The organism is Paenibacillus sp. FSL M8-0142 (assembly GCF_038597315.1).
GTDB classification, from domain to species: domain Bacteria; phylum Bacillota; class Bacilli; order Paenibacillales; family Paenibacillaceae; genus Paenibacillus_AQ; species Paenibacillus_AQ lactis.
In genome coordinates, this window is sequence record NZ_CP152008.1 from 4,887,155 (window position 1) to 4,907,248 (window position 20,094).

15 protein-coding genes, 2 tRNA genes, 1 pseudogene and 1 other annotated feature are annotated in these 20,094 nt (G+C 54.3%); of the genes and pseudogenes, 6 read left to right on the forward strand and 12 right to left on the reverse strand.

Annotation, left to right across the window (positions count from 1 at the left end; genetic code table 11):
* Positions 1–17 precede the first annotated feature (17 nt).
* The 3 genes and pseudogenes from NSQ46_RS22505 to argS all read left to right on the forward strand — a co-directional run bounded on the left by NSQ46_RS22505 (position 18) and on the right by argS (position 2,910).
* Positions 18–91 (forward strand) — tRNA-Arg (locus NSQ46_RS22505).
* Positions 92–270: 179 nt separating this feature from the next.
* A pseudogene (locus NSQ46_RS22510) lies at positions 271–698 on the forward strand (EamA family transporter).
* A gap of 55 nt (positions 699–753) precedes the next feature.
* Positions 754–980 (forward strand) — a binding site (T-box leader).
* Between the two features lie 64 nt (positions 981–1,044).
* Positions 1,045–2,910: an arginine--tRNA ligase gene (gene argS, locus NSQ46_RS22515; RefSeq protein WP_341341661.1), complete on the forward strand. Its 1,866-nt coding sequence runs from the start codon at positions 1,045–1,047 to the stop codon at positions 2,908–2,910.
* A gap of 141 nt (positions 2,911–3,051) precedes the next feature.
* On the opposite strand, the gene NSQ46_RS22520 is transcribed toward argS, so the two are convergent.
* The 3 genes from NSQ46_RS22520 to NSQ46_RS22530 all read right to left on the reverse strand — a co-directional run bounded on the left by NSQ46_RS22520 (position 3,052) and on the right by NSQ46_RS22530 (position 5,202).
* A complete protein-coding gene (locus NSQ46_RS22520) occupies positions 3,052–3,495 on the reverse strand; it encodes a hypothetical protein (protein ID WP_007130756.1) in 444 nt (147 codons plus the stop codon).
* A gap of 252 nt (positions 3,496–3,747) precedes the next feature.
* Positions 3,748–4,761, reverse strand: coding sequence for a S66 peptidase family protein (locus NSQ46_RS22525; RefSeq protein WP_007130757.1), 1,014 nt, complete (start codon positions 4,759–4,761; stop codon positions 3,748–3,750).
* Positions 4,762–5,128: 367 nt separating this feature from the next.
* A tRNA-Arg gene (locus tag NSQ46_RS22530) sits at positions 5,129–5,202 on the reverse strand.
* Between the two features lie 154 nt (positions 5,203–5,356).
* On the opposite strand from NSQ46_RS22530, the gene NSQ46_RS22535 reads away from it, so the two are divergent.
* Positions 5,357–5,653 (forward strand): DUF4870 domain-containing protein, encoded by a 297-nt coding sequence (locus NSQ46_RS22535; RefSeq protein ID WP_007130758.1) that lies wholly within the window; start codon positions 5,357–5,359, stop codon positions 5,651–5,653.
* Between the two features lie 82 nt (positions 5,654–5,735).
* Here NSQ46_RS22535 and NSQ46_RS22540 read toward each other — a convergent pair whose 3' ends face one another.
* The 3 genes from NSQ46_RS22540 to NSQ46_RS22550 form a co-directional block, all read right to left on the reverse strand.
* A complete protein-coding gene (locus NSQ46_RS22540) occupies positions 5,736–7,217 on the reverse strand; it encodes a stalk domain-containing protein (RefSeq protein WP_007130759.1) in 1,482 nt (493 codons plus the stop codon).
* 358 nt (positions 7,218–7,575) lie between these two features.
* Entirely contained in the window at positions 7,576–7,941 is a 366-nt protein-coding gene (locus NSQ46_RS22545; RefSeq protein WP_007130760.1) for a hypothetical protein, read from the reverse strand.
* Positions 7,942–7,998: 57 nt separating this feature from the next.
* Positions 7,999–8,316, reverse strand: coding sequence for a hypothetical protein (locus NSQ46_RS22550; protein WP_007130761.1), 318 nt, complete (start codon positions 8,314–8,316; stop codon positions 7,999–8,001).
* 164 nt (positions 8,317–8,480) lie between these two features.
* Between NSQ46_RS22550 and asnB the strand changes: the two genes are divergently transcribed.
* Positions 8,481–10,325, forward strand: a complete 1,845-nt coding sequence (asnB, locus tag NSQ46_RS22555) for an asparagine synthase (glutamine-hydrolyzing) (RefSeq protein WP_007130762.1) — start codon at positions 8,481–8,483, stop codon at positions 10,323–10,325.
* 68 nt (positions 10,326–10,393) lie between these two features.
* On the opposite strand, the gene NSQ46_RS22560 is transcribed toward asnB, so the two are convergent.
* The 3 genes from NSQ46_RS22560 to NSQ46_RS22570 all read right to left on the reverse strand — a co-directional run bounded on the left by NSQ46_RS22560 (position 10,394) and on the right by NSQ46_RS22570 (position 12,967).
* A complete protein-coding gene (locus tag NSQ46_RS22560) occupies positions 10,394–11,026 on the reverse strand; it encodes an XTP/dITP diphosphatase (protein WP_007130763.1) in 633 nt (210 codons plus the stop codon).
* Between the two features lie 4 nt (positions 11,027–11,030).
* On the reverse strand, positions 11,031–11,789 hold the full coding sequence (rph, locus tag NSQ46_RS22565; protein ID WP_007130764.1) for a ribonuclease PH: 759 nt from the start codon (positions 11,787–11,789) through the stop codon (positions 11,031–11,033).
* A 122-nt stretch (positions 11,790–11,911) separates the two neighbouring features.
* Entirely contained in the window at positions 11,912–12,967 is a 1,056-nt protein-coding gene (locus NSQ46_RS22570) for a GerMN domain-containing protein (RefSeq protein ID WP_007130765.1), read from the reverse strand.
* A 216-nt stretch (positions 12,968–13,183) separates the two neighbouring features.
* Between NSQ46_RS22570 and NSQ46_RS22575 the strand changes: the two genes are divergently transcribed.
* On the forward strand, positions 13,184–13,747 hold the full coding sequence (locus NSQ46_RS22575) for a phosphatidylglycerophosphatase A (RefSeq protein ID WP_007130766.1): 564 nt from the start codon (positions 13,184–13,186) through the stop codon (positions 13,745–13,747).
* A 447-nt stretch (positions 13,748–14,194) separates the two neighbouring features.
* On the opposite strand, the gene NSQ46_RS22580 is transcribed toward NSQ46_RS22575, so the two are convergent.
* From NSQ46_RS22580 to NSQ46_RS22590, 3 genes are all read right to left on the reverse strand, one after another.
* Positions 14,195–16,627 carry a glycogen/starch/alpha-glucan phosphorylase gene (locus tag NSQ46_RS22580; RefSeq protein WP_210095145.1) on the reverse strand — a complete coding sequence of 811 codons (2,433 nt, stop codon included), beginning with the start codon at positions 16,625–16,627 and terminating at the stop codon, positions 14,195–14,197.
* Positions 16,628–16,878: 251 nt separating this feature from the next.
* Entirely contained in the window at positions 16,879–17,895 is a 1,017-nt protein-coding gene (locus NSQ46_RS22585) for an MBL fold metallo-hydrolase (protein ID WP_007130768.1), read from the reverse strand.
* A gap of 230 nt (positions 17,896–18,125) precedes the next feature.
* A complete protein-coding gene (locus NSQ46_RS22590) occupies positions 18,126–19,844 on the reverse strand; it encodes a proline--tRNA ligase (protein WP_007130769.1) in 1,719 nt (572 codons plus the stop codon).
* Positions 19,845–20,094 lie beyond the last annotated feature (250 nt).

Sequence of the window (20,094 nt, forward strand, 5' to 3'; positions counted from 1 at the left end):
TTGCTTGAAAAAAATGTGTCCCAGTAGCTCAGCTGGATAGAGCAACGGCCTTCTAAGCCGTCGGTCAGGGGTTCGAATCCCTTCTGGGACGTAAAAATAACACCGCCTTAGGGCGGTGTTTTTGCGTTCCTTGGGATCCTTTTTGCGTTCCATGGGATACCCAAATTAAAAAATAATGGCTTTTTCCCAATAACCCTATACTATAAAAAAAGAATCCCTGTCGGATTCGAAAGTGATGCCAAGCTACATACATAAAAGAGGAGGATGCGTATGCCTTTGTGGCTTATATACGCGCTGCTGTCTGCCGTAGCCGCTGCGCTCGTGGCCATCTTCGGCAAGATCGGCCTGCAGAACATCGACGCGAATTCCGCAACCGCTATACGATCAGTCATCATGGCTTGTTCTTGCTCGGGGTCATAGCGGTTCAGGGAAAATTCTCGCAGCTCGGCGACATTCTAACGCAGAAAAAGGCGCTCAGCTTCATCGTGCTCAGCGGAATTGCCGGTGCCTTATCATGGCTGTTCTACTTCCTGGCACTGAAGTACGGCAAAGTATCGCAGGTAGGGCCGATCGATAAATTGAGCGTCGTGATGGCGGTCATTCTTGCTTTTGTTTTTCTGGGTGAAAAAATTTCCTGGATCAACGCAGCCGGCGTTGCTCTGATTGCTGTCGGCGCGCTGCTGGTTGCGGTGAAATAAAAATCGTATTGCTTTTCGAAGCAGATTGGTTATAATATGGAAAACTCGATCATTTTGATGTTCTGTGATTGGGAGAGTAGCTGCACGCGCTTCAGTCCAAGCGAGCCGGGACAGGTGGGAACCGGTACGAAGCCGCCAGTGAAACGGGCCCAGGAGACGGTTATCCGAAACTTTCAGTAGGGTGACCCGGCTTACACCGTTATCGTAGCAAAGGGGTCAGCCTTCCAATTTCGGGGGTTGACAACAAGAGTGGTACCGCGAGCATAAGTCCTCGTCTCTTAGGAGACGCGGACTTTTTTATTTTTTCAGACATGGTTGTCACTGTTAAAAGGGGGATTTCACCATTATGTTAAGTCACTTTATCATTGAAAGCCTGGAACAAGCCGTAAGCAAGGTGTGCCAAAGCTTCGGCACGAAGCTGCCGGATTCCGTGCAGGTCCGTATCGAGCAGCCTGCGAGCATGGAGCATGGAGATTATGCGACCAACATCGCCATGCAGCTTGCCAAAGTTTTGCGCAAGGCACCCATTGAAATCGCCGGGCTGATTCAGCAGGAGCTTCATCAGCATGAGCCATTCCTCGAGCTTATAGCTTCCGTAGAAGTCGCGGCACCGGGCTTTCTGAATCTCCGCATCCGCTGGGAGGCGTGGGCGGGACAGCGTTTCGAGCTGCCTGCTGCCCCGGATGAAAAAATCGTCATTGAACACACATCCATCAACCCGAATAAATCGGCACACATCGGCCATCTGCGAAATTCTTGTATCGGCGACACGCTGGTCAGATTGATGAGAAGGCTCGGTTATGAAGTCGAGGTCCATAACTATATCGACGATCTGGGGAATCAGCTGGCAGATACGGTCGTCGGTCTTCTTCATACTCCGCTCACACAAGAGCATGCCCGGTTCGGGGATTATTGCTGGGATGTATACTCTGCCACCAATCGGGCTTATACGCAGGATCCTTCGCTCGTGCAGCATCGAACCGAAGTGCTTCACGCTCTGGAGGAAGGACACCAGAACTTGGCGTGGATCGGACTCCTCGTGGCGGAGCGGATCGTTAAAGAGCATTTGGAGGAGATGAAGCAGTTCGGCATCGAGTATGATCTGTTGGTGTGGGAGAGCAGCATCGTAAGAGAGGGCTTCTGGGATTATGCATTCGAGCTGCTGAAGAATACGCCGCTGTTCCAGCAGGAAACCGAGGGCAGGCTGGCTGGATGCTGGGTGCTGAAGCAATCCGGCGGCGAAGACGCTGCGGGAAATCCGGAGGCCGAGCACAGCATGGATAAGGTGCTTGTCCGCTCCAACGGCATTTTGACCTACACGGCCAAGGACATCGCGTACCACTTGTGGAAATACGGGGTTTTGGCCAAGGATTTTGCCTACAAAAAATTTACGGAGCATGTGTGGACAACAAGCGCTGACGGCGAGCAGCAGCCGTTCGGCAAAGCCTCTATGGTAATCAATGTTATTGATTACAGGCAGCAATATCCGCAGGCGATGGTCAAGCAGGCGCTCGAAAGCCTGGGGTTCGTCAAGGAAGCGGAGAAGCTCCGTCATGTGAGTTACGGGGTCGTTTCCCTCAGTCCGTCGGCTGCTGCTGACCTAGGGATTGATACGAGTGACGGCAAGGCCTCCTACGCGATGTCCGGGCGTCAAGGGATCGGTATTAAAATTACGGAGCTTATCGATCAGGTGGAGAAGGTCATTGAGGAGACCCGCTCGGATAAAAACGGACTGTCCAGCCGCGAAATCGCGATCGCCTCCATCCGTTACTACCTGCTTCGCTTTGCACTACAGACCGAGGTCGTATTTGATCTCAAGCAGGCTACCGAAATATCCGGCAATACGGGAGTATACCTGCTCTATTCTTATGCACGAGCGCTGAGTGTACTGAATAAAGCGAAGGCATCCGGTGTGGAGCCAGTAAGACCTGTACATTTTCCTGCCATGGAAAAAGCCGAGCACGCCTTGCTGAGACATATCAGCACTTGGCAGGACACCCTCGTCACGGCCGGACGCGAGCTGTCTCCAAGCGCCATTTGCAACTTCACTTACGAGCTGTGCTCATGGTTTAACAATTTTTATTCGGCATGCCCGATCCTGAAGGCGGAGGAGGAGGTCCTCCAATTCCGTGTATGGCTGACCTCGGTGTTTAAAGAGACGCTGGGCGATGCGCTGGACGTCCTCGGGCTGCCTACGCCAAGCCGGATGTAAAATCGCATGCAGAGCATCCGCCCGCTCTCCTTCTTCCTAGAAACTTGCCTGGTAAACGCTTAGGCTTTTAGGTTCTAAAGGACCATGAATCAGTCCTCAAAAAATAGCCGCCATCCCGATGGATGACGGCTATTTCCCCTTCTATTGCAGCCCTCTAACCGTAAGCTTAACCTGAATCTTCCCGCCTGTCAGAGGTTCTTCTTGAATGGTCCAATTAACAGCGAGCGTATCCTTCAAACGGCCCAGCTGATCCTCCGTCAGCTGCAGCTGATCTATGATCCCTTCGCCTACGCGAAAGTCGGATTCGGAGCTGATGCCAAACGCTTCCTCCAGCCATATTTTCAAGCCGTTCCGCGTATTAAATGTAATTCTGTAGCCTTCCTGTACAGCCTTCTCCAGATTCTCCCCATGCTCCTCGGCGTAGGAGAACAATTCATCGTAATGGAAATGGCCGGTTTGGGCCGTCCCGAACCGTTCAACCTCCCGTGAACGAACGGCATCCAAGAGATCGGCGGATGACATTCCTGAATTTTTGGCATGCTCCAATAGAATGGCGGTGTTTTGCGATATTTTCGTAAGCTGCATAGTAAATTAAGGCCTCCTCAAGGATGAAAAAAAATCATTTTCTACTATTATAAGACTCGCAATGATGTGAGACGGGGAAGCTTCGCAAGATATAAACTAAACGTTCCATCGCTTATGTACTTGCTAAAGGACTTAATCTCATAATACCCCAGCTTTCTGCAAAAATGAACTGATACCTACCGCGAAAAGGTTAAGCCATTTCCCCGATCCCCCAGTACCGTCTAAACAAAGCGGTTATGATCGTCTGCATCCTCATCGAAACGTCTGCACGACCATCCCTTTGCCGTCCTTTACATCCACCTCGGCATATGCCCCATTGATCAATGTCATCTGCGGCGGAACATGTCCGCAGTCCATATCATAAACGATGGGAACGCCAAGCTCCCGGGTAAGGTCTTGGTATACGTCCTCCGCCTCGTAATTCTCGATGGCATGATTGGCAGCGCTTCTGCCGAACAGAATGCCGGAACAGTTCGCGAACCAGCCGGCAAGCTTCATCTGAACAAGCGATCTGCGTAAATCGGTCGTGGATAGCTCGCAGTTCTCGAAGTACCAGAGGATGGGTTCATTTCCGATGTACTGCTGCTGGAAGCTCGTCACGTCGCCGTAGGGAGTGCCGATCAGATGGCGGATCACATCGATGCAGCCCCCAAGCAGTCGTCCCTTCATTTGGGCAGGAGCGCCTGTGACGGATTTCCACTCCGTCGGCTCCGTTAAATGGTAGATCCATGGAGTCGGGTTGTCATGCTGCCATTCCTTCTGATAGCTTTCGGAAGATTGCTGGGCGACGGATCCGCCCCTGGACGTTGACAGCACGGTTTGCCATCGTGAAGTCGTCGGGTCGGTTTGCTCCCCGCGCAGGTCAATGAGATTCGTGCCATGCGCAGTGGCGATGCCTCTTACCAACGTGAGTGCCAATAGGAGCACACTCGTGTCCGAGTAGCCAAGAATCCACTTGGGGCTCACTTGATCAAATTCGATATGCTCCAGGATTTCGATCAATAGCTCCCCGCCCCATGGAGGAACGATGAGATCGATCGCTTCATTCTGAAGCATCGCATTCAGCTCTTGGGCCCGAATACGCGCAGGAGCCGACTTAGCCTTTTCCTGTGTCCAGACAGTATCTCCGACGATCGTACGGAATCCCCTCGACTCCATCCGGTTGATCGCTTGCCTCAATAAACCATGCAATTCGGCCTCTACGCCAGATGACGGAGCGGGTATGCCGATGGTCGCCCCTTCCTGCAAAAACGGATAATGGATCATTGGTTATCTTCCCCTCTCATACGTATCGCTTCATGCCTGCAAGCCTTCACGGTTGTTCAGACTTCAGATGCCTATACTAATCTTAACATCTAGAGCGTCCCAGAAGGGATGCGGCCTTTCAGGCCGACTGCGAAGTCAACCTCCCGAAGCGGATGCTCCGACGCCCCCCTAACTGGGGTTCTCATCCTCATGGAACGCAAAAACACCGCCATTAAGGCGGTGTTATCTTTACGTCCCAGAAGGGATGCGGCCTTTCAGGCCGACTGCGAAGTCAGCCTCCCGAAGCGGATGCTCCGACGCCCCCCTAACTGGGGTTCTCACCTTCTGGAATACGCAAAAAATCGCCGTTTGGCGATTTCTTAGAAAGCGTCCCAGAAGGGATTCGAACCCCTGACCGACGGCTTAGAAGGCCGTTGCTCTATCCAGCTGAGCTACTGGGACATATGTATACATCTTTTTGAAACAGTAACGAAATATATTATATCGCAACTTCGTCATTTTTCAAAGAATTTTTTTGTAAAGGAATCATTCGGGGAATCAGCCGTTCGCTCGCAGGGTATTGTAATATCAAACAACCTTTCAGGAGGTGGTACCCGTGAGACAGCTGCTATCCTCATTATCGTACTTCAGCATTTTCTTTGCGCCCTTTATTCTCCCAATCCTGGTGTGGATTCTATCCCAAGATGCTTATGTAGCGAAGCATGCGCGCCGCGCCCTTTTCTCTCATCTCTTCCCGCTTCTTGCAGCCATCCCGCTCATCTATATGGCGGTAACCTCAGGCTCCTTCGGTTCCGTGATCGGGTACCTGATTCTGTTCGGCATCATTTATTTCGGCAGCTTCGTGTATAATATCGTCCTGGGCATTCAGGTTCTCCGCGAACCGAGCTACTGATGCTTTTATCTGGGGATTTCGCAAAATCCTGACCTAAAAGAAGAACCATGCCGCAATCGTCCGGCATGGTTCATTTTATTTATTATTTCGTTGTAATGTGCACCATTTTCTCGCTGCTGTCCCACTTGACGTCAGCGCCGAGAGCCGTAGCGACAAATCGAAGCGGTACCATCGTAGTGCCCTTTACCATGCGCGGTGCGGAATCAAGCGTAACGTTCTTTCCGTTCACCACGGCCTGCTTTGATCCCATCTTCAGCTTGATTTGGGAGGAGCCTTTGACGGAGGTTATGGTCTGCGTCTTCTGATCCCATTTCACGGAAGCGTCAAGCGATTCGAAAATCGCGCGCATCGGCACCAGCACGCTGCCGCCGGACATAACAGGTGCCTGTGCATAAGATTGCAGCTGTCCGTTCAGCTTGATGCGGATCGGCATTTGGCCGATTTCTCTTCCGGATTGATCGTAGTATTTCAGCTTCACGCTCTTCACACGGGAATCATAGTCGATCCGCAGCGTTGTGGTCTCATGAGCCGACAAGAACGTAGAGTTGGACTCCGATCCCAAGGAGCGTCCTTTCGCATCGTACGCCGTCGATTTGACGGTAATGCGCTGGGACGTATCCCCGTTCTCGATCCCGATTGTAACGACAAGCTTGTTGTTAACGGTCATCCGGCCTTCGGCGATAATTTTCGGCGTTTGGCTGCTTCCGGTCAGGAACACCTTGATATTGCTGGCCGCTTTGCCTGCTTCCAGCTCAGCCGCAAAATTCGCGATTTCGCTGCCGCTCAGGTAACCTGTGGTCGTGTTCACTTCCAGCACCTTGCCGCTGCCATTGCTGCCGACGACGATTACGCCAACCCGTCCGCCTTCTTTACGGTTTTGGATCGAGCCGGTTACGATCAGCTTCCCGTTCTCGAGACGGCTTCCGGTTTGAAGCAGCTTCACAGCGTCCTCTACCGGATCAATCGCGGAAACTTTAACCGTTTTAATCAATTTGGCTGCTTTCAACTCGACTTCGAAGGTAGAAACCTCGCTGCCGGTGAAGTAGCCGTCTGCCGACGTAACCTCAACCGCTTTACCGGAAGCGTCGTATCCAACAGCCAACATGCCCACATTGCGGCCCTCGGTTCCATTCTGAACGACGCCGGTTACCTTGACCACTCCGTTATCCGTCCTCGATCCGGATGCCAGCAGCTTGGCTTCACTGCCTGCCGGACCGGCTGGAAGCACTTCTACCCGCTTGATGCTGCTCCCGCCGTCTAGATCCACTTCATATGTATTGATTTCATCGCTCATGAAATATTCCGAGTTGCCGGCTACTTCCAGCGCATTGCCGTTCTCGTCATAACCTACGACATAAAAGCCGCCCTCTTTGCCGGAACCGCCATTGCGAACATCGGCAGTAACGCGCATTTTGCCATTAATAAGCTCATGGGATGATTCAAGTATGCTAATTCCTTCAGTGCCTTCTGCCTTCACAGCTCCCTGAACGGGTCCGAAGATGAGCGAAAAAGCGAGCAGTCCCGCGCCCAGCAGCTTCGTCAAATTTCTGTTTGTTTTGCGCAAATCCAATCTCCCCTTGTCAAATATGCTAGAATCATGCTTACACTAATCTAACATTATAGGCAAGATTCCCCTGTTATCAAATAGAGGATAAGTCCTATTTCTTAATTTTGCGTAATCCACAGCCGTCATTGGTCCCTATTCCCCAGAGCGATGGGCTCCTCCACCAGCATCCTATATTCAGACGGCCTTTCGCTTGCAGAACTGCGTAATGAAACGCAAAGGCATCCGAGAAAGGTTGTGCTTACGGCGGCAGCTTCCCCTTTACATGGGCCATGTGACATGAAAAAGCCTGGTCCAAACGGACCAGGCTTTTTTACAGGGTTTTGACACAAGCGCTTTATTGTTTTATGTGACTTGCCTAAAAATAAAGCGGACCTTCGCTCAGCCGTTGATTCAGCTGTTCGTACAGCTGTCCGGTGGAGAGCAGCTGCTGCTTGAAGGCATCCCGGTCTTCTTCTGCTGTAGACGCCGCGCTGTTCTCGAACGCCACATCCGTCGCATCCACAAAAGCATCATGCATGCTGTTATCATACCAGTCCACCTCCAAGCTGGCATTGCTGCGTACGATTTTTACCAGATCATAGCCTCCCAAAGGAGACGATGGGGTCAAATAGGCCAGCAAAGCGCTTTCTCCCTCCTCTTGCGGATAAACCTCAACCTCGGCGCAAGGCGCTCCGTTCACTTCCGTAATTCGCCGTATTTTAGCATCTCTAATTGCATACATGGTTCCATTCTCCTTACCCGGATGCGCAGCTTCCATGCTCAGCATCCTTCATATTTTTCAAGTCAGCTCGGATAGCAGCCGCAGCTCCTCCATCTGTTGACGCGTTTCTGGCGTGCCCAGACGGTAGATGGTCCGGTATACTCTGTCCAGCGAGGTCTGAAATAAAGTATTTGTGCTTTGCTCCGGAGTATCCGGCCAAGGGAAGACATATCCCGGAAACGCCTCCTCTTCTTTCTCCTGCAGCATGTCCAGCTCAATCCGGACCTGATCCGCCTCTTCGGGCGTGGCCTCGATCTCCCATTCGTACGGACTCGCCCCTTGTTCGGTTAGAACCGAGCGGCTTTGCACGGACACATAGTAGGTTGACTTGTCCATGGACGCTTCTCTCCTTCGCTTTGAATTCGCCGTCGTTCCTTAGTTTTCGTAAAAGGACAGACATTTTATGCCCTGCTTCGGCATATATCTGGTATCACTTTGGCGACTAAGGGAGTAAAAAGATGGGACAGCGTACGACAAAGACAAAGAGAGGATGAACCGTCATGTGCGGAATAACCGGTTTTATACAATGGAACGGCGATTTGACGCAGGATTCGCAGCTGCTGGTAAAAATGACAGAGAGTTTGGCTCACCGCGGACCTGACGGATCCGGCACCTGGATTTCAAACCCGTGCGCATTCGGTCACCGCAGACTCAGCGTGATCGACCCCGAAAATGGAGCACAGCCGATGATCATTCATCAGGAAGATGAAGTCTACGCTATTGTATACAATGGGGAATTATATAATGCAGTCGAGCTTCGAGAGGATCTCATACGACGCGGACACCGTTTCAGCACCAAATGCGATACCGAGGTTCTCCTGGTCTCCTATATCGAATGGGGCCCCGACTGCCTGGAGCGCCTTAACGGTATTTTTGCGTTTGCCATTTGGGACAGCGCGCGTGAACAGGTATTTCTGGCGCGTGACCGGGTCGGGGTTAAACCTTTGTTCTACAGTTATATCGATGGAACGCTAATCTTCGGCTCCGAGCCGAAGGCACTGCTGCAGCACCCCAAGGTCGAGCCGGTGGTCGGGGCGGAAGGGCTTGCCGAAGTGTTCATTATCGGCCCTGCAAGAACGCCTGGGCATGGCGTTTACAAGGATATTTCCGAGCTTCGTCCTGGCATGGCCATGATCTTTAGCCGGGAAGGGCTGCGAAAGTATACGTACTGGAAGCTGGAAAGCAAGCCCCATGAGGATGATGTCCTACGCACGGCAAGCTACCTGCAGGGCCTTCTCCGCGATACGGTAGAACGCCAGCTCGTATCGGATGTTCCGGTCTGCTCGCTGCTCTCCGGAGGGCTGGATTCCAGCGCGCTCTCGTCGCTGGCCGTAGACTATTACCGGCGAACAGGCCAAGGACAAGTGCATACCTACTCCGTCGATTATGTCGACAACAGCAAGCATTTCCAGTCCCACTCCTTCCAGCCTGGCGCCGATGGACCGTGGATCAAGCGCATGCATGAGGAGCTCGGGACCCATCATCATTGGGTCGAGTTTGACACGCCCGAGCTGGTCGAGGCGCTGGATGATTCAACAAGGACGCGTGATCTGCCGGGAATGGCGGATGTCGATGCTTCCTTATTCCTCTTCTGCCGCGAGATCAAAAAAGGCGCAACGGTCGCCATATCCGGCGAGGCTGCCGATGAAATATTCGGCGGCTATCCATGGTTTCACCGGGAAGAAATGCTCAATTCCGGCACCTTTCCTTGGTCGGTTGCACCGGATATGCGGGCAAGTCTCTTGTCTCCCGAAATCCGGGAATGGATCCGGCCGCTGGAATACCTCGGGGATCGTTATTCGGATGCGGTGGCCGAGGTTCCGAAGCTGGACGGCGAAACCGGGGAGCAGGCGAAGATGCGGGTCATGTCATACCTTAATATCACCCGCTTCATGCCAACGCTGCTGGATCGGAAGGACCGGATGAGCATGGGCGTTGGATTGGAAGTCCGGGTTCCTTATACGGACCACCGGCTGATTGAATATGTATGGAATATTCCGTGGAGCATCAAGTCGACCGGAAACCGGGAAAAGGGCATTCTCCGAAAAGCGCTCGAAGGCGTTCTTCCAGACGATGTGCTCTATCGGAAAAAAAGTCCGTATCCAAAAACCCATAACCCGAACTATCTCGCGGCGGTCAAGGCTCAGGTGCTCCGCATTTTGGACGACGCCTCCTCACCGCTGCTGCCGCTTATCGACAAGACGCGGATCCGCGAGCTGGCATCCTCACCGGATGCTTCGTCCAACCTTCCTTGGTTCGGGCAGCTGATGTCCGGCCCGCAATTGTTTGCATACCTGGCACAGGTACATTTCTGGCTTAAGGAGTACAATGTCTCGATACGCTGACGATTGCCTTTCAGCATAAAAAAAAGGAACCATGCCCGTCTCGCCAGGGCATGGTTTCCTTACGTTCCCTACATTTCCGATTTCAGCTGGGCCACAAGCTTCGACAGCGCTTCGCCGCGATGGCTGATAGCCTGCTTCTCTTCCATGGTCAATTCCGCCATCGTCTTCTCATGGCTCGGCAGGTAGAAGAGCGGATCATAGCCGAAGCCGCCCCCACCGGCCGGCTCGGATGTAATCCAGCCGTCCACCGTTCCCTCAGCCGTAAGCTTACGTCCCGACTGCGGATCATACAATACCAGAACGCAGACGAACCGGGCCGGACTGAGCAGCGGCTGCTCCGTGTCCTCACCGAGCTTCAGCTTCTCCAGCTCGGCAAGAAGCTTCGCGTTGTTATCCTCGTCGGCGCCGTGCGTTCCGGCGTACCTGGCAGAGTACACGCCGGGCGCTCCCCCGAGCGCATCGACGCACAAACCGGAATCGTCCGCAAGCACGGGCAGCCCCAGCGCTTCGGCGACCTCTTTGGCTTTCTTGAAGGCATTCTCTTCAAACGTTGCTCCGTCCTCGACGACATCCGGCAGGTCGGGAAAGTCATACATGCTTTTTACTTCCGTGCCGAAAGCTGCGAATGCATGGGCGAATTCCTTCACTTTCCCCGCATTGCGCGTCGCTACGATAAGTGTATCTCCTAGTACGAATGCCATCGCCTTACACTCCGCTTCCCGCGTTCACCGATCCAATCTTTGCCGCGATCGGTCCAAGCGCTTCCTGTTGTCTAGCGATCAGCTCGTTGATTCCTTTTTGCCCAAGCTCCAAAATTTGGTCCAGCTCCTGTCGGGAGAACGGGCTCTCTTCCCCGGTTCCCTGAACCTCGACGAATGTTCCGCTGCCCGTCATAACCAGGTTCATATCCACCTTCGCCTTGGAGTCTTCCTCATAGTTCAGGTCAAGCAGCGCCTGTCCGCCCGCAATGCCGACGCTGACGGATGCCAGGTAATCGGTAATCGGGAATACCGCAAGCTTATGCTGCTCGGCAATTTTATTGACCGCGATGGCCAGCGCAACGAATGCACCCGTGATGGAAGTCGTCCGCGTTCCGCCGTCCGCCTGGATAACATCGCAATCCAGGGTAATCGTCCGCTCGCCAAGCGCATTCAGATTTACAACGGACCGGAGCGCACGGCCGATCAGCCGCTGAATTTCCATCGTCCGTCCGCTCAGCTTGCCGCGGTTCGCTTCCCGCTGATTGCGGGACTGCGTTGCGCGCGGCAGCATCGAATATTCGGCCGTAACCCAGCCTTTTCCCTGTCCCTTCAGGAACGGGGGAACCTTCTCGTCCACGGTAGCGGTAATCAATACCTTGGTGTCCCCCATCTCGATGTACACAGAGCCTTCCGCATATTTATTCACATGGGTTGATAAATTCATCGGGCGAAGCTCATCGCTCTTACGTCCGTTAGATCTCATTTGTTTGCCTCCTACTTCATATCGCAATCCTGATCAGCATCCCCTATTCTACCAAAGTGTTGGCATAAAAGCACCTTTTTGGACGAGAGACAGTCCCCGTATCGTCAGCAAATGCCCGGCTCTTAAATCGATATTTCGTTAATGAATTCCGGCGCGCTTACAGGCTCGCTGTAGTTGCGGCTGTCTTCCCCGATGACCTCGGCCAGATCATTCATATGGATTTTGACCTTCGCGTCGTTCGCGTTTTCGGATACCGTCAATACGACGGCTTGAAGCAGCTCAACCGGAACCGCATCCCCTTCGACAAACATGCCGTCTTCAAGGGATACGGTCACCGAACCGTCCTCCCCTTTCTCGATAGCTTTTACCTTCGTATTGTCCGGAATGACCTCCGCCAGGCCGTCACCGTACTGCGGGCCGCGGATCAGCTCGTTCAGCGCGGCTGTTACCGCATCTTGACCGCTCGGCACGAGTCTTGTAACCGGGACATAGTACTGGATCCCGGACGGAGTAACCGAGGAGAAATATACGGTAACCGGGGAAGAAGCGGAATACACCGCATCGTCGGCCTTCTGCAGATTGATGCCCATCGAGCGGGAGAGCGGGCGGTCCAGCGGCGTTTTATTCACCGGCATTTCGGTCAAGCGTGTCCCCTCTACCCATACCTGCATCTGTTCAACACCCTCATGCCCTGTCAGCGTCCAGGTCAGCGCCTCCAAAATTTTCCGTTCATCCGAAGGCTTGTATTCGGTAAATGCCTTATTGAATTCCACAACGGCCATTTTGTTCTCCGCATCGACGGTCACATTGTTAATTACCGTTCCGGCCGGCAGTACGCCTTGGAAGCCCTGCGGAATATATCCGGTATAGCGTCCGCCGCTGACGAGTACTTCCAAAGACTCCTTTAGCTCACTCCCGGCCTCCGCCTTCGGTATGCCCAGCGTCACAGGCGCAAGCATTCCCCTGGCATCGGCAAGATATACCGTCGTCTGCATGCCGATCTCACCCTGGGCAGCCGAGGAATTCACATTCTCCAACATTTGCTTCTCCACTTGTGCAGGCGGCGGGTCAATCGCTTCGGACTGTTTGCCCGCAAACGGACCGCAGCCGGACATGATAATCGGAACAGCAAGCAGCCCGGCGGCCGAAAGCCTGCGAAGATTACGTTTACTGGTCATGTATTGTTCCTCCCCTAACATTTTTAGTACAGGTTGTACTCCTATGTATACGAGCCCTTTCCAAAAAAATACCGTCCAGTTTCCCCTTTCTGGACAAAGGGGTTCCTAAAAAGTACAATCGTCTTTAAGCGCGAGATCAAAAAGTCAAAAGACGACTTTTTGAACAACCTCTATAAGCAGCTTTTACCAAACTACGAAAATGAGGTGATATCCATCATGGCTGAAATGGATGCAAACATCCCGTATAGTCTCAACAGCAAAAAGGTAGCGGAAGCAACCCGAAGCCTGCTTAAGGAACGAGGAGTCAAGGTGGAGGAAATCGCCGAGCTGGTGATGATCCTTCAGAAGAAATATTATCCGAATTTGACGATGGAGGAATGCATGCAGAACGTCGACGCGGTTCTAAGCAAGCGCGAGGTCCAGAATGCGGTGCTGACCGGAATCCAGCTGGACAAGCTGGCGGAGGAAGGGAAGCTTATTTCTCCCCTTCAGGAGATGCTGGCCAATGATGAAGGGCTGTATGGCGTAGACGAGGTTCTGGCCTTCTCCATTGTTAACGTGTACGGCAGCATCGGCTTTACGAACTACGGATACATCGACAAGCTGAAGCCCGGCGTCCTTGAACGGCTTAACGACAAAACGGACGGAGACGTCCATACCTTCCTGGACGATATCGTCGGGGCTGTTGCCGCGGCGGCCAGCAGCCGGATCGCCCACCGCAAGCAGGCGGAACGGGAGCTTGAATTGTATGGGACGACCGAAGAACTGCCGAAGGATTAGTGCAATTAAACCTCCTCTGGCGGACGCTACTTTCAACATATGAAGTAAAGCAAGCAGGCCCGCTTCTGAAAGCGAGCCTGCTTGCTGCTTTTAACGCGAAAGACGCTGCAAGAATACAATCTTTACAGAAAAGAACCGTCAAAACGTTCCTCATTTCAAAGAGTTATAGACGAATGGGATAGGTCACAGAAGCTCTGCAACGTCCTCTGCAGCCGGGTTTCTTCTATAATATAGGGTCTCGCACATTCCGAAATAATCGGGCCTTAATTTCGTCCACACCGGTAAATCTATCTAGTCATTCTTCAAACCTCGAACATATCCTATGATGAGAACGATTCAATAGAGCACCTGTTGCTGCCCCCCGTTATCCTGTAACGGGGCTTTTTTTCGTAGGATTATAGATTTATTACTCCGTGCGATCCCGCTCCATTCCGGAAGCCGGACGTCCTATCCCTTCTTCACTGGGAGCACCCGCCATATCTCGGAGGCATACCGGGCAATGGTGCAGTCACTGGAGAAGCGGCCCGAATGTGCGATATTGACAATAGCGCTCTCAGCCCATCTTCTTGGATTGACATAGGCTTTTTCAACAGCTGCCTGTGCCGTGACATAGGCATGAAAATCCTTCAGCACGAAATATTCGTCATTATGATCGAGCAGCGCCTGGAGAATGCGGCCAAATGGCCGGCCGTGACGGCTGAAGGGACTCGGGTAAGCCAGTTGATCCAGCACGCGGGCGATCCGGGCATCCTGTTCATAACAGGCTCTTGCAAAATACCCGCCGGATCGGGACAGCTCAAGCACCTCCTCGGCTCGCAGCCCGAACAGAAACATATGCTCCTCCCCGATCATTCGGTGCATCTCCACATTGGCCCCGTCCAGCGTTCCAATCGTCAACGCCCCGTTCATCATGAACTTCATGTTCCCCGTACCGGAGGCCTCTTTCCCCGCGGTCGATATTTGTTCACTGACATCGGCAGCCGGAATGATCTTCTCGGCAAGGGAAACGGAATAATTTTCGAGAAAGAGCACCCGCAGCTTATCATTCACCTCCGGATCCCGATTGATGACATCGGCCACCGCATGGATCAGCTGGATAATGCTTTTCGCCAAATCGTATCCCGGCGCAGCCTTCGCTCCGAATATAACCGTACGCGGAACACGAGGAACCGTCGGCCGCTCCTTCATCTCATTGTAATCATGAATCACCCTCAAAATGTTTAACAGCTGCCTCTTGTAACCGTGAAGCCGCTTGACATGAACATCGAACAAGGAATCCGGATCCACCCGGACGCCTTGCCTGGCTGCAATAAAGTCCGCGAGCCGCCGTTTATTGTCCTGCTTAATCCGCATGAGCCGTTCCTGGAAGGCGGCATCCCGCTTATAGGCTTCCAGCTCCCGCAGGGCTAAGGGATCGTTGATCCACTCCGTGCCGATCGCGGAGCTGATGAGCCGCGTTAGTCCCGGATTGCTGTGAATCAGCCAGCGCCGATGAGTAATGCCGTTCGTCTTATTGCTGAATCGCTCGGGGTACAGCTCGTAGTGATGCTTCATGACATCCGTCTTCAGCAGCTCGGTATGCAGCCCGGCGACGCCGTTAATATGATAGCTGCCCCAAGCCGCTAAATTTGCCATTCGGATCTGATCCCCTTCGATGATCGCCAGCTCCGATATCCGCTCCATCTGCTGGGGATATCGGGCCAGCAGCATACCGCAGAAGCGCTTGTTCATCTCCTCAATGATCATATAAATGCGGGGCAGCAATTCCCGGACCATCCCCGCCGGCCATTTCTCGAGAGCTTCGCTCATCAGCGTATGGTTCGTGTAAGATACCGTCCGATGGGCCACTTCCCAGGCTTCATCCCAGCCAAGTCCCTTGTCGTCGATGAGAATTCGGATAAGCTCGGGGATCACGAGCGTAGGGTGTGTGTCGTTAATGTGAATGGCGGCATGCTCCGGCAGCTCCCTGTACGGAAGTCCAAGCTTATCAAATGTTCGAAGAATGCTCTGAACGCCTGCACTGGATAGAAAATACTGCTGTTTCAAACGCAGCAGCTTGCCCTCGTAAGATTTATCGTCCGGGTACAGAAACTCCGAAATCGACTCCACCTGACGGGCGTATTCCAGATACCGGTAATACCCGCTTTGATGGCTCAGGCGAATGGCTGCGGAATCGACGGTCGCTTCGGCGCTCCACAGCCGCAATGTATTCACTTGCGACTCGCCGTAACCGATCACCGGCATATCGTACGGCACAGCCAATATTCGTTCATCCTCCACGGTATCAAACACCGTTTTGCCATCACGCTCCGAAATCTCCACACGACCCCAGAAGGAAATCTCCACCGCTTTATCCGCTCGCCGCTCCTCCCACACGTTTCCATCCCGAAGCCAATTATCGGGCAGCTCCACCTGCTCGCCGTCCATAATACGCTGCTCGAACAGCCCGTATCGGTACCGGATGCCGCAGCCGTGTCCCGCATAGCTTAACGAGGCGAGCGAGTCCAGGAAGCATGCGGCCAGCCTTCCGAGCCCCCCGTTGCCGAGACCGGCATCCGGCTCCTGTTCCTCAAGCTCCTCAAGCTCCCAGCCGAGCTCCTTCAGCCCGCTGCGGACGATGTCCAGCAGTCCGAGATTGAGCAGATTGGCGCCCAGCAGACGGCCGATCAGAAACTCCATCGAAAAATAATACACCTGCTTCTGCTTCGTATCCCGGTACGTCCGGTTTGAAGCTGCCCACTGGCTTCCGACGAATTCGCGAATCATGCCGCCGAGAATTTTGTAGGCATCCTCGGCTGTAGCCTCTTCAAGCCCTTTTCCCAAACGGCTTACCAATAGCTCTGTAAAGACCTGTTTGAACGCTTCCTTGTTGTTAAACAAATGAAATCCTCCTGACGGATTCGTAATCAATACAATGCGGAAGGCTTATGCAATTGCGGCGACCGTACCTATATATATGCGTGTATACGCGGAGTAAGCCTAACTCTGACTGATAACCCCCGCGAGCAAGGGAATTTTCAGAGCAATGGAATATTTGCCGCCAGAACATGAATAACCGCCCTGTCTACGACAGCTTGAGCAACAGTCGTAAACGGGCGGTCTTGGCAAACGGACACGTTAATCGCTCTGGATCAGGGGCGCTTCCGCACAGCGAAATAGCTTGTGCCATCCCCTGCATCCAGCTGCTCCACGTGGCCGCGGGATACGAGCTCGGCAAGATGGGCAAGCGCTTCGCACATGGCGAAGCGCAGCTGATGGATGCCGAGCTTATCGCCGAAGAGGGCGGTGCATACCTCGAAGGCGGTGAGTCGCCCGGCAGCGCCAAGCATGCCGGCGATGTCACTCAGCCGCTCCTCATGGTGGAGGAGGAGCGCATCAATCCGTTCACGGAAATGCGTGAACGGGTGACGGTGTCCGGGATACGCCGTCCGGACATGCAGTTCCCGCAGGCGGCGCAGCCCTGCAAGGAACGAAGCCAGCGGCCGGGGATCGCTTCCCGGCAGCAGGCTCACGTTAGGCGATATTTGCGGGAGCACGGCATCGCCGCATAACAGGGACCCGCTGTCTTCGTGGAAGAATGAGAGGTGGCCCGGCGCATGACCGGCCGTCTCGATCGGCAGCCATAAGCGGCCTCCCATGCGCAGCGGCACCCCTTTATGAAGAAAAGACACCTTCGGCTGGGGGGTCACCTGGGGAAAGAAGCTGTTTAAATGCCCCGGCAGCTCCGCAAGCCTCGCCTCCGGCATGCCGTGACGGCGGAAATACGCAGGGAGCACCCGATCCATGCTCGAGTTCGTCCCCCACATCAGCCCGGCCTCCTCATGGGCCCGCTGCGACATCCACACGTCAGCCCCGGACCGTTCTTGGAACCAGCCGGCCAATCCGTAATGATCGGGGTGATGATGGGTCAGCACCACGCTAGCGATGTCCCCGAAGCCGATACTCAGACTGGAGAGGGCGTTCAGCCACTCCTGCTCCGAGTCAGCCGTACGCGGGCCCGGGTCCAGGATGGTAACCCCTTCTTCCCCCTGCAGTACGTAGCTGTTCACCCAGCGAAGCGGATTGGCCAGCGTAATTTTGACTTGAATCAGCTCGTGCTCATCCAAACGGCAAATATCCGGATGGTCTCCCTTGCGATTGTTATTCATACAGATAAAAAACCTCCATCGGTCTGTCGCTTCGACTCCTATCCCTACCATCATAAGCCCGTTCCCAACATGGACACAAGCTTGGGCTTACCATCGCATGAACCCAAGCAATTTAAAGGTGCGCTTCCCTTGATCGTCTCGGCCCGCTGAAGGATACGGGCCGATGTGCAGCCACGCAATTTGAATCATCTGATGTACATCTATTTGCTGTCAGGGATTGGAGATCAGCTTTACCTGCTGGAGGCAGCAGTCTCCCTTGCCCGGCGAACGGCCTCATCCGCCTTCAATGGAAGCTTAATCCCGTCCTCGCCCATCCACTCCACCTCGCCGGAGGCGGCCCCGCGGCCAATGATCAACCGCAGCGGCGCGCCTGCCAGATCGGCATCCTTGAACTTGACGCCGGCCCGCTCATCGCGGTCATCCAGCAGCGGTTCAAGACCGGCGTTTGCAAGCTCATGGTACAGCTGTTCGGCGAGACGCATCTGGGCTTCATCCTTGACCGCTATCGGGATAATGTGCACCTTAAACGGAGCGATCGCCATCGGCCAGACGAGCCGTACGCCGGAAATGCGCTGCTCGGCGACCGCTGCCATGACGCGGGACACGCCGATTCCGTAGCAGCCCATAATCAGCGGCTTCTGTCTCCCGTCCGCGTCCAGGAACATCGCGTTCATGGACTCGCTGTATTTGGTGCCAAGCTTGAAGACATGCCCGAGCTCGATGCCGCGATGAAACTGCAGCCGTCCGCCGCAGCGGGGACACGCATCCCCCTCGGTCGCATTGCGGAAATCGCCAGTATGCGCAAGCGGAAAATCCCGGCCGGGACGGACGCCCGTAAGATGGGCATCCGCTTGATTGGCACCCGTGACTCCCTCGGAAATTGCGGCAACGTCACGGTCGACCAACAGCTTCATCGATAGCCCGGCAGGGCCGGCATATCCGATCGGAGCTCCCGTAGCCTCCGCCACCTCTTCTGCGCCTGCCAGCTCCACGCTCTCGGCCTTTAGGTATCCCTTCACTTTTAGCTCATTCACTTCCCTGTCGCCTCGGACGAGCACCCCGACCAGTTCATCGTCGGCTCGGTAAATCAACGTCTTGATCACCTGTTCAGGGGCGATCCCCATAAAAGCGGAGAGCTCCGCGATCGTCCGAACGTTCGGCGTCCGAACCAGCACCGGTTTCAAAGCGTTCCGGCCCTCAATCTCCGCGTCAGGGGCATTCGCGGGATACTTCATCTCAGCCCGCTCCAGATTGGCGGCATAGCTGCATACGCTGCAGGAGACGATGGTATCCTCCCCGATATCGGCAAGCGCCATAAATTCATGGGTCTCCCCTTGTCCGCCCATCGCCCCCGTATCGGCTTCAACCGCCCGGAACTTCAGGCCGCAGCGCTTGAAGATGCGCTCATACGTTTCGTACATGATCCGGTACGATCGATCGAGGCCTTCCCAGTCCTTGTCGAAGGAATATGCGTCCTTCATCAAGAATTCCCGTCCCCGAAGCAGGCCGAATCGCGGCCGGCGCTCGTCGCGGTATTTCGTCTGAATCTGGTATAAATTCACCGGAAGCGAGCGGTACGAAGCGATTTCCTGGCGCACGATCGAGGTGATGACCTCCTCATGCGTCGGTCCGAGTACAAACTCGCGTTCATGGCGATCATGCAGCCGGATCAGCTCCGGCCCGTACACACCGTATCTTCCCGATTCCCGCCACAGCTCGGCCGGCTGCATCGCGGGCATCAGCAGCTCCTGCGCGCCGGAGGCATCCATCTCCTGGCGCACGATCTCTTCAATGTTGCGCAGCACGCGCCGCCCAAGCGGCAGATGGGAATATATCCCTGCCGCGTTTTGACGGATATAACCTCCGCGCAGCATCCATTGGTGGCTCAGCGCCTCCGCCTCGGACGGCACGTCGCGCTTCGTGTTCATGAGCAGTTGGCTTTGCCGCATGTCCATCATCCTCCTTTATTTCGTAGCGTTCGTGAACGAATGCCTGATAGGGCCCGACCAACAGCGGCAACCGGGGCTGAATCGAGCGGGCAAATATAAAAAAGCACATTCATCCCAAAGGGACGAATGTGCTCGTGGTACCACCCTAATTCAACCTTCCGAAATAGCCAAAGAGCGGTCTCGGAAAGATCCTTATCCTCGGCTGTAACGGGCCGTGCCGGCACCGGCTTGCTTGCACAAGGCCAGGGCA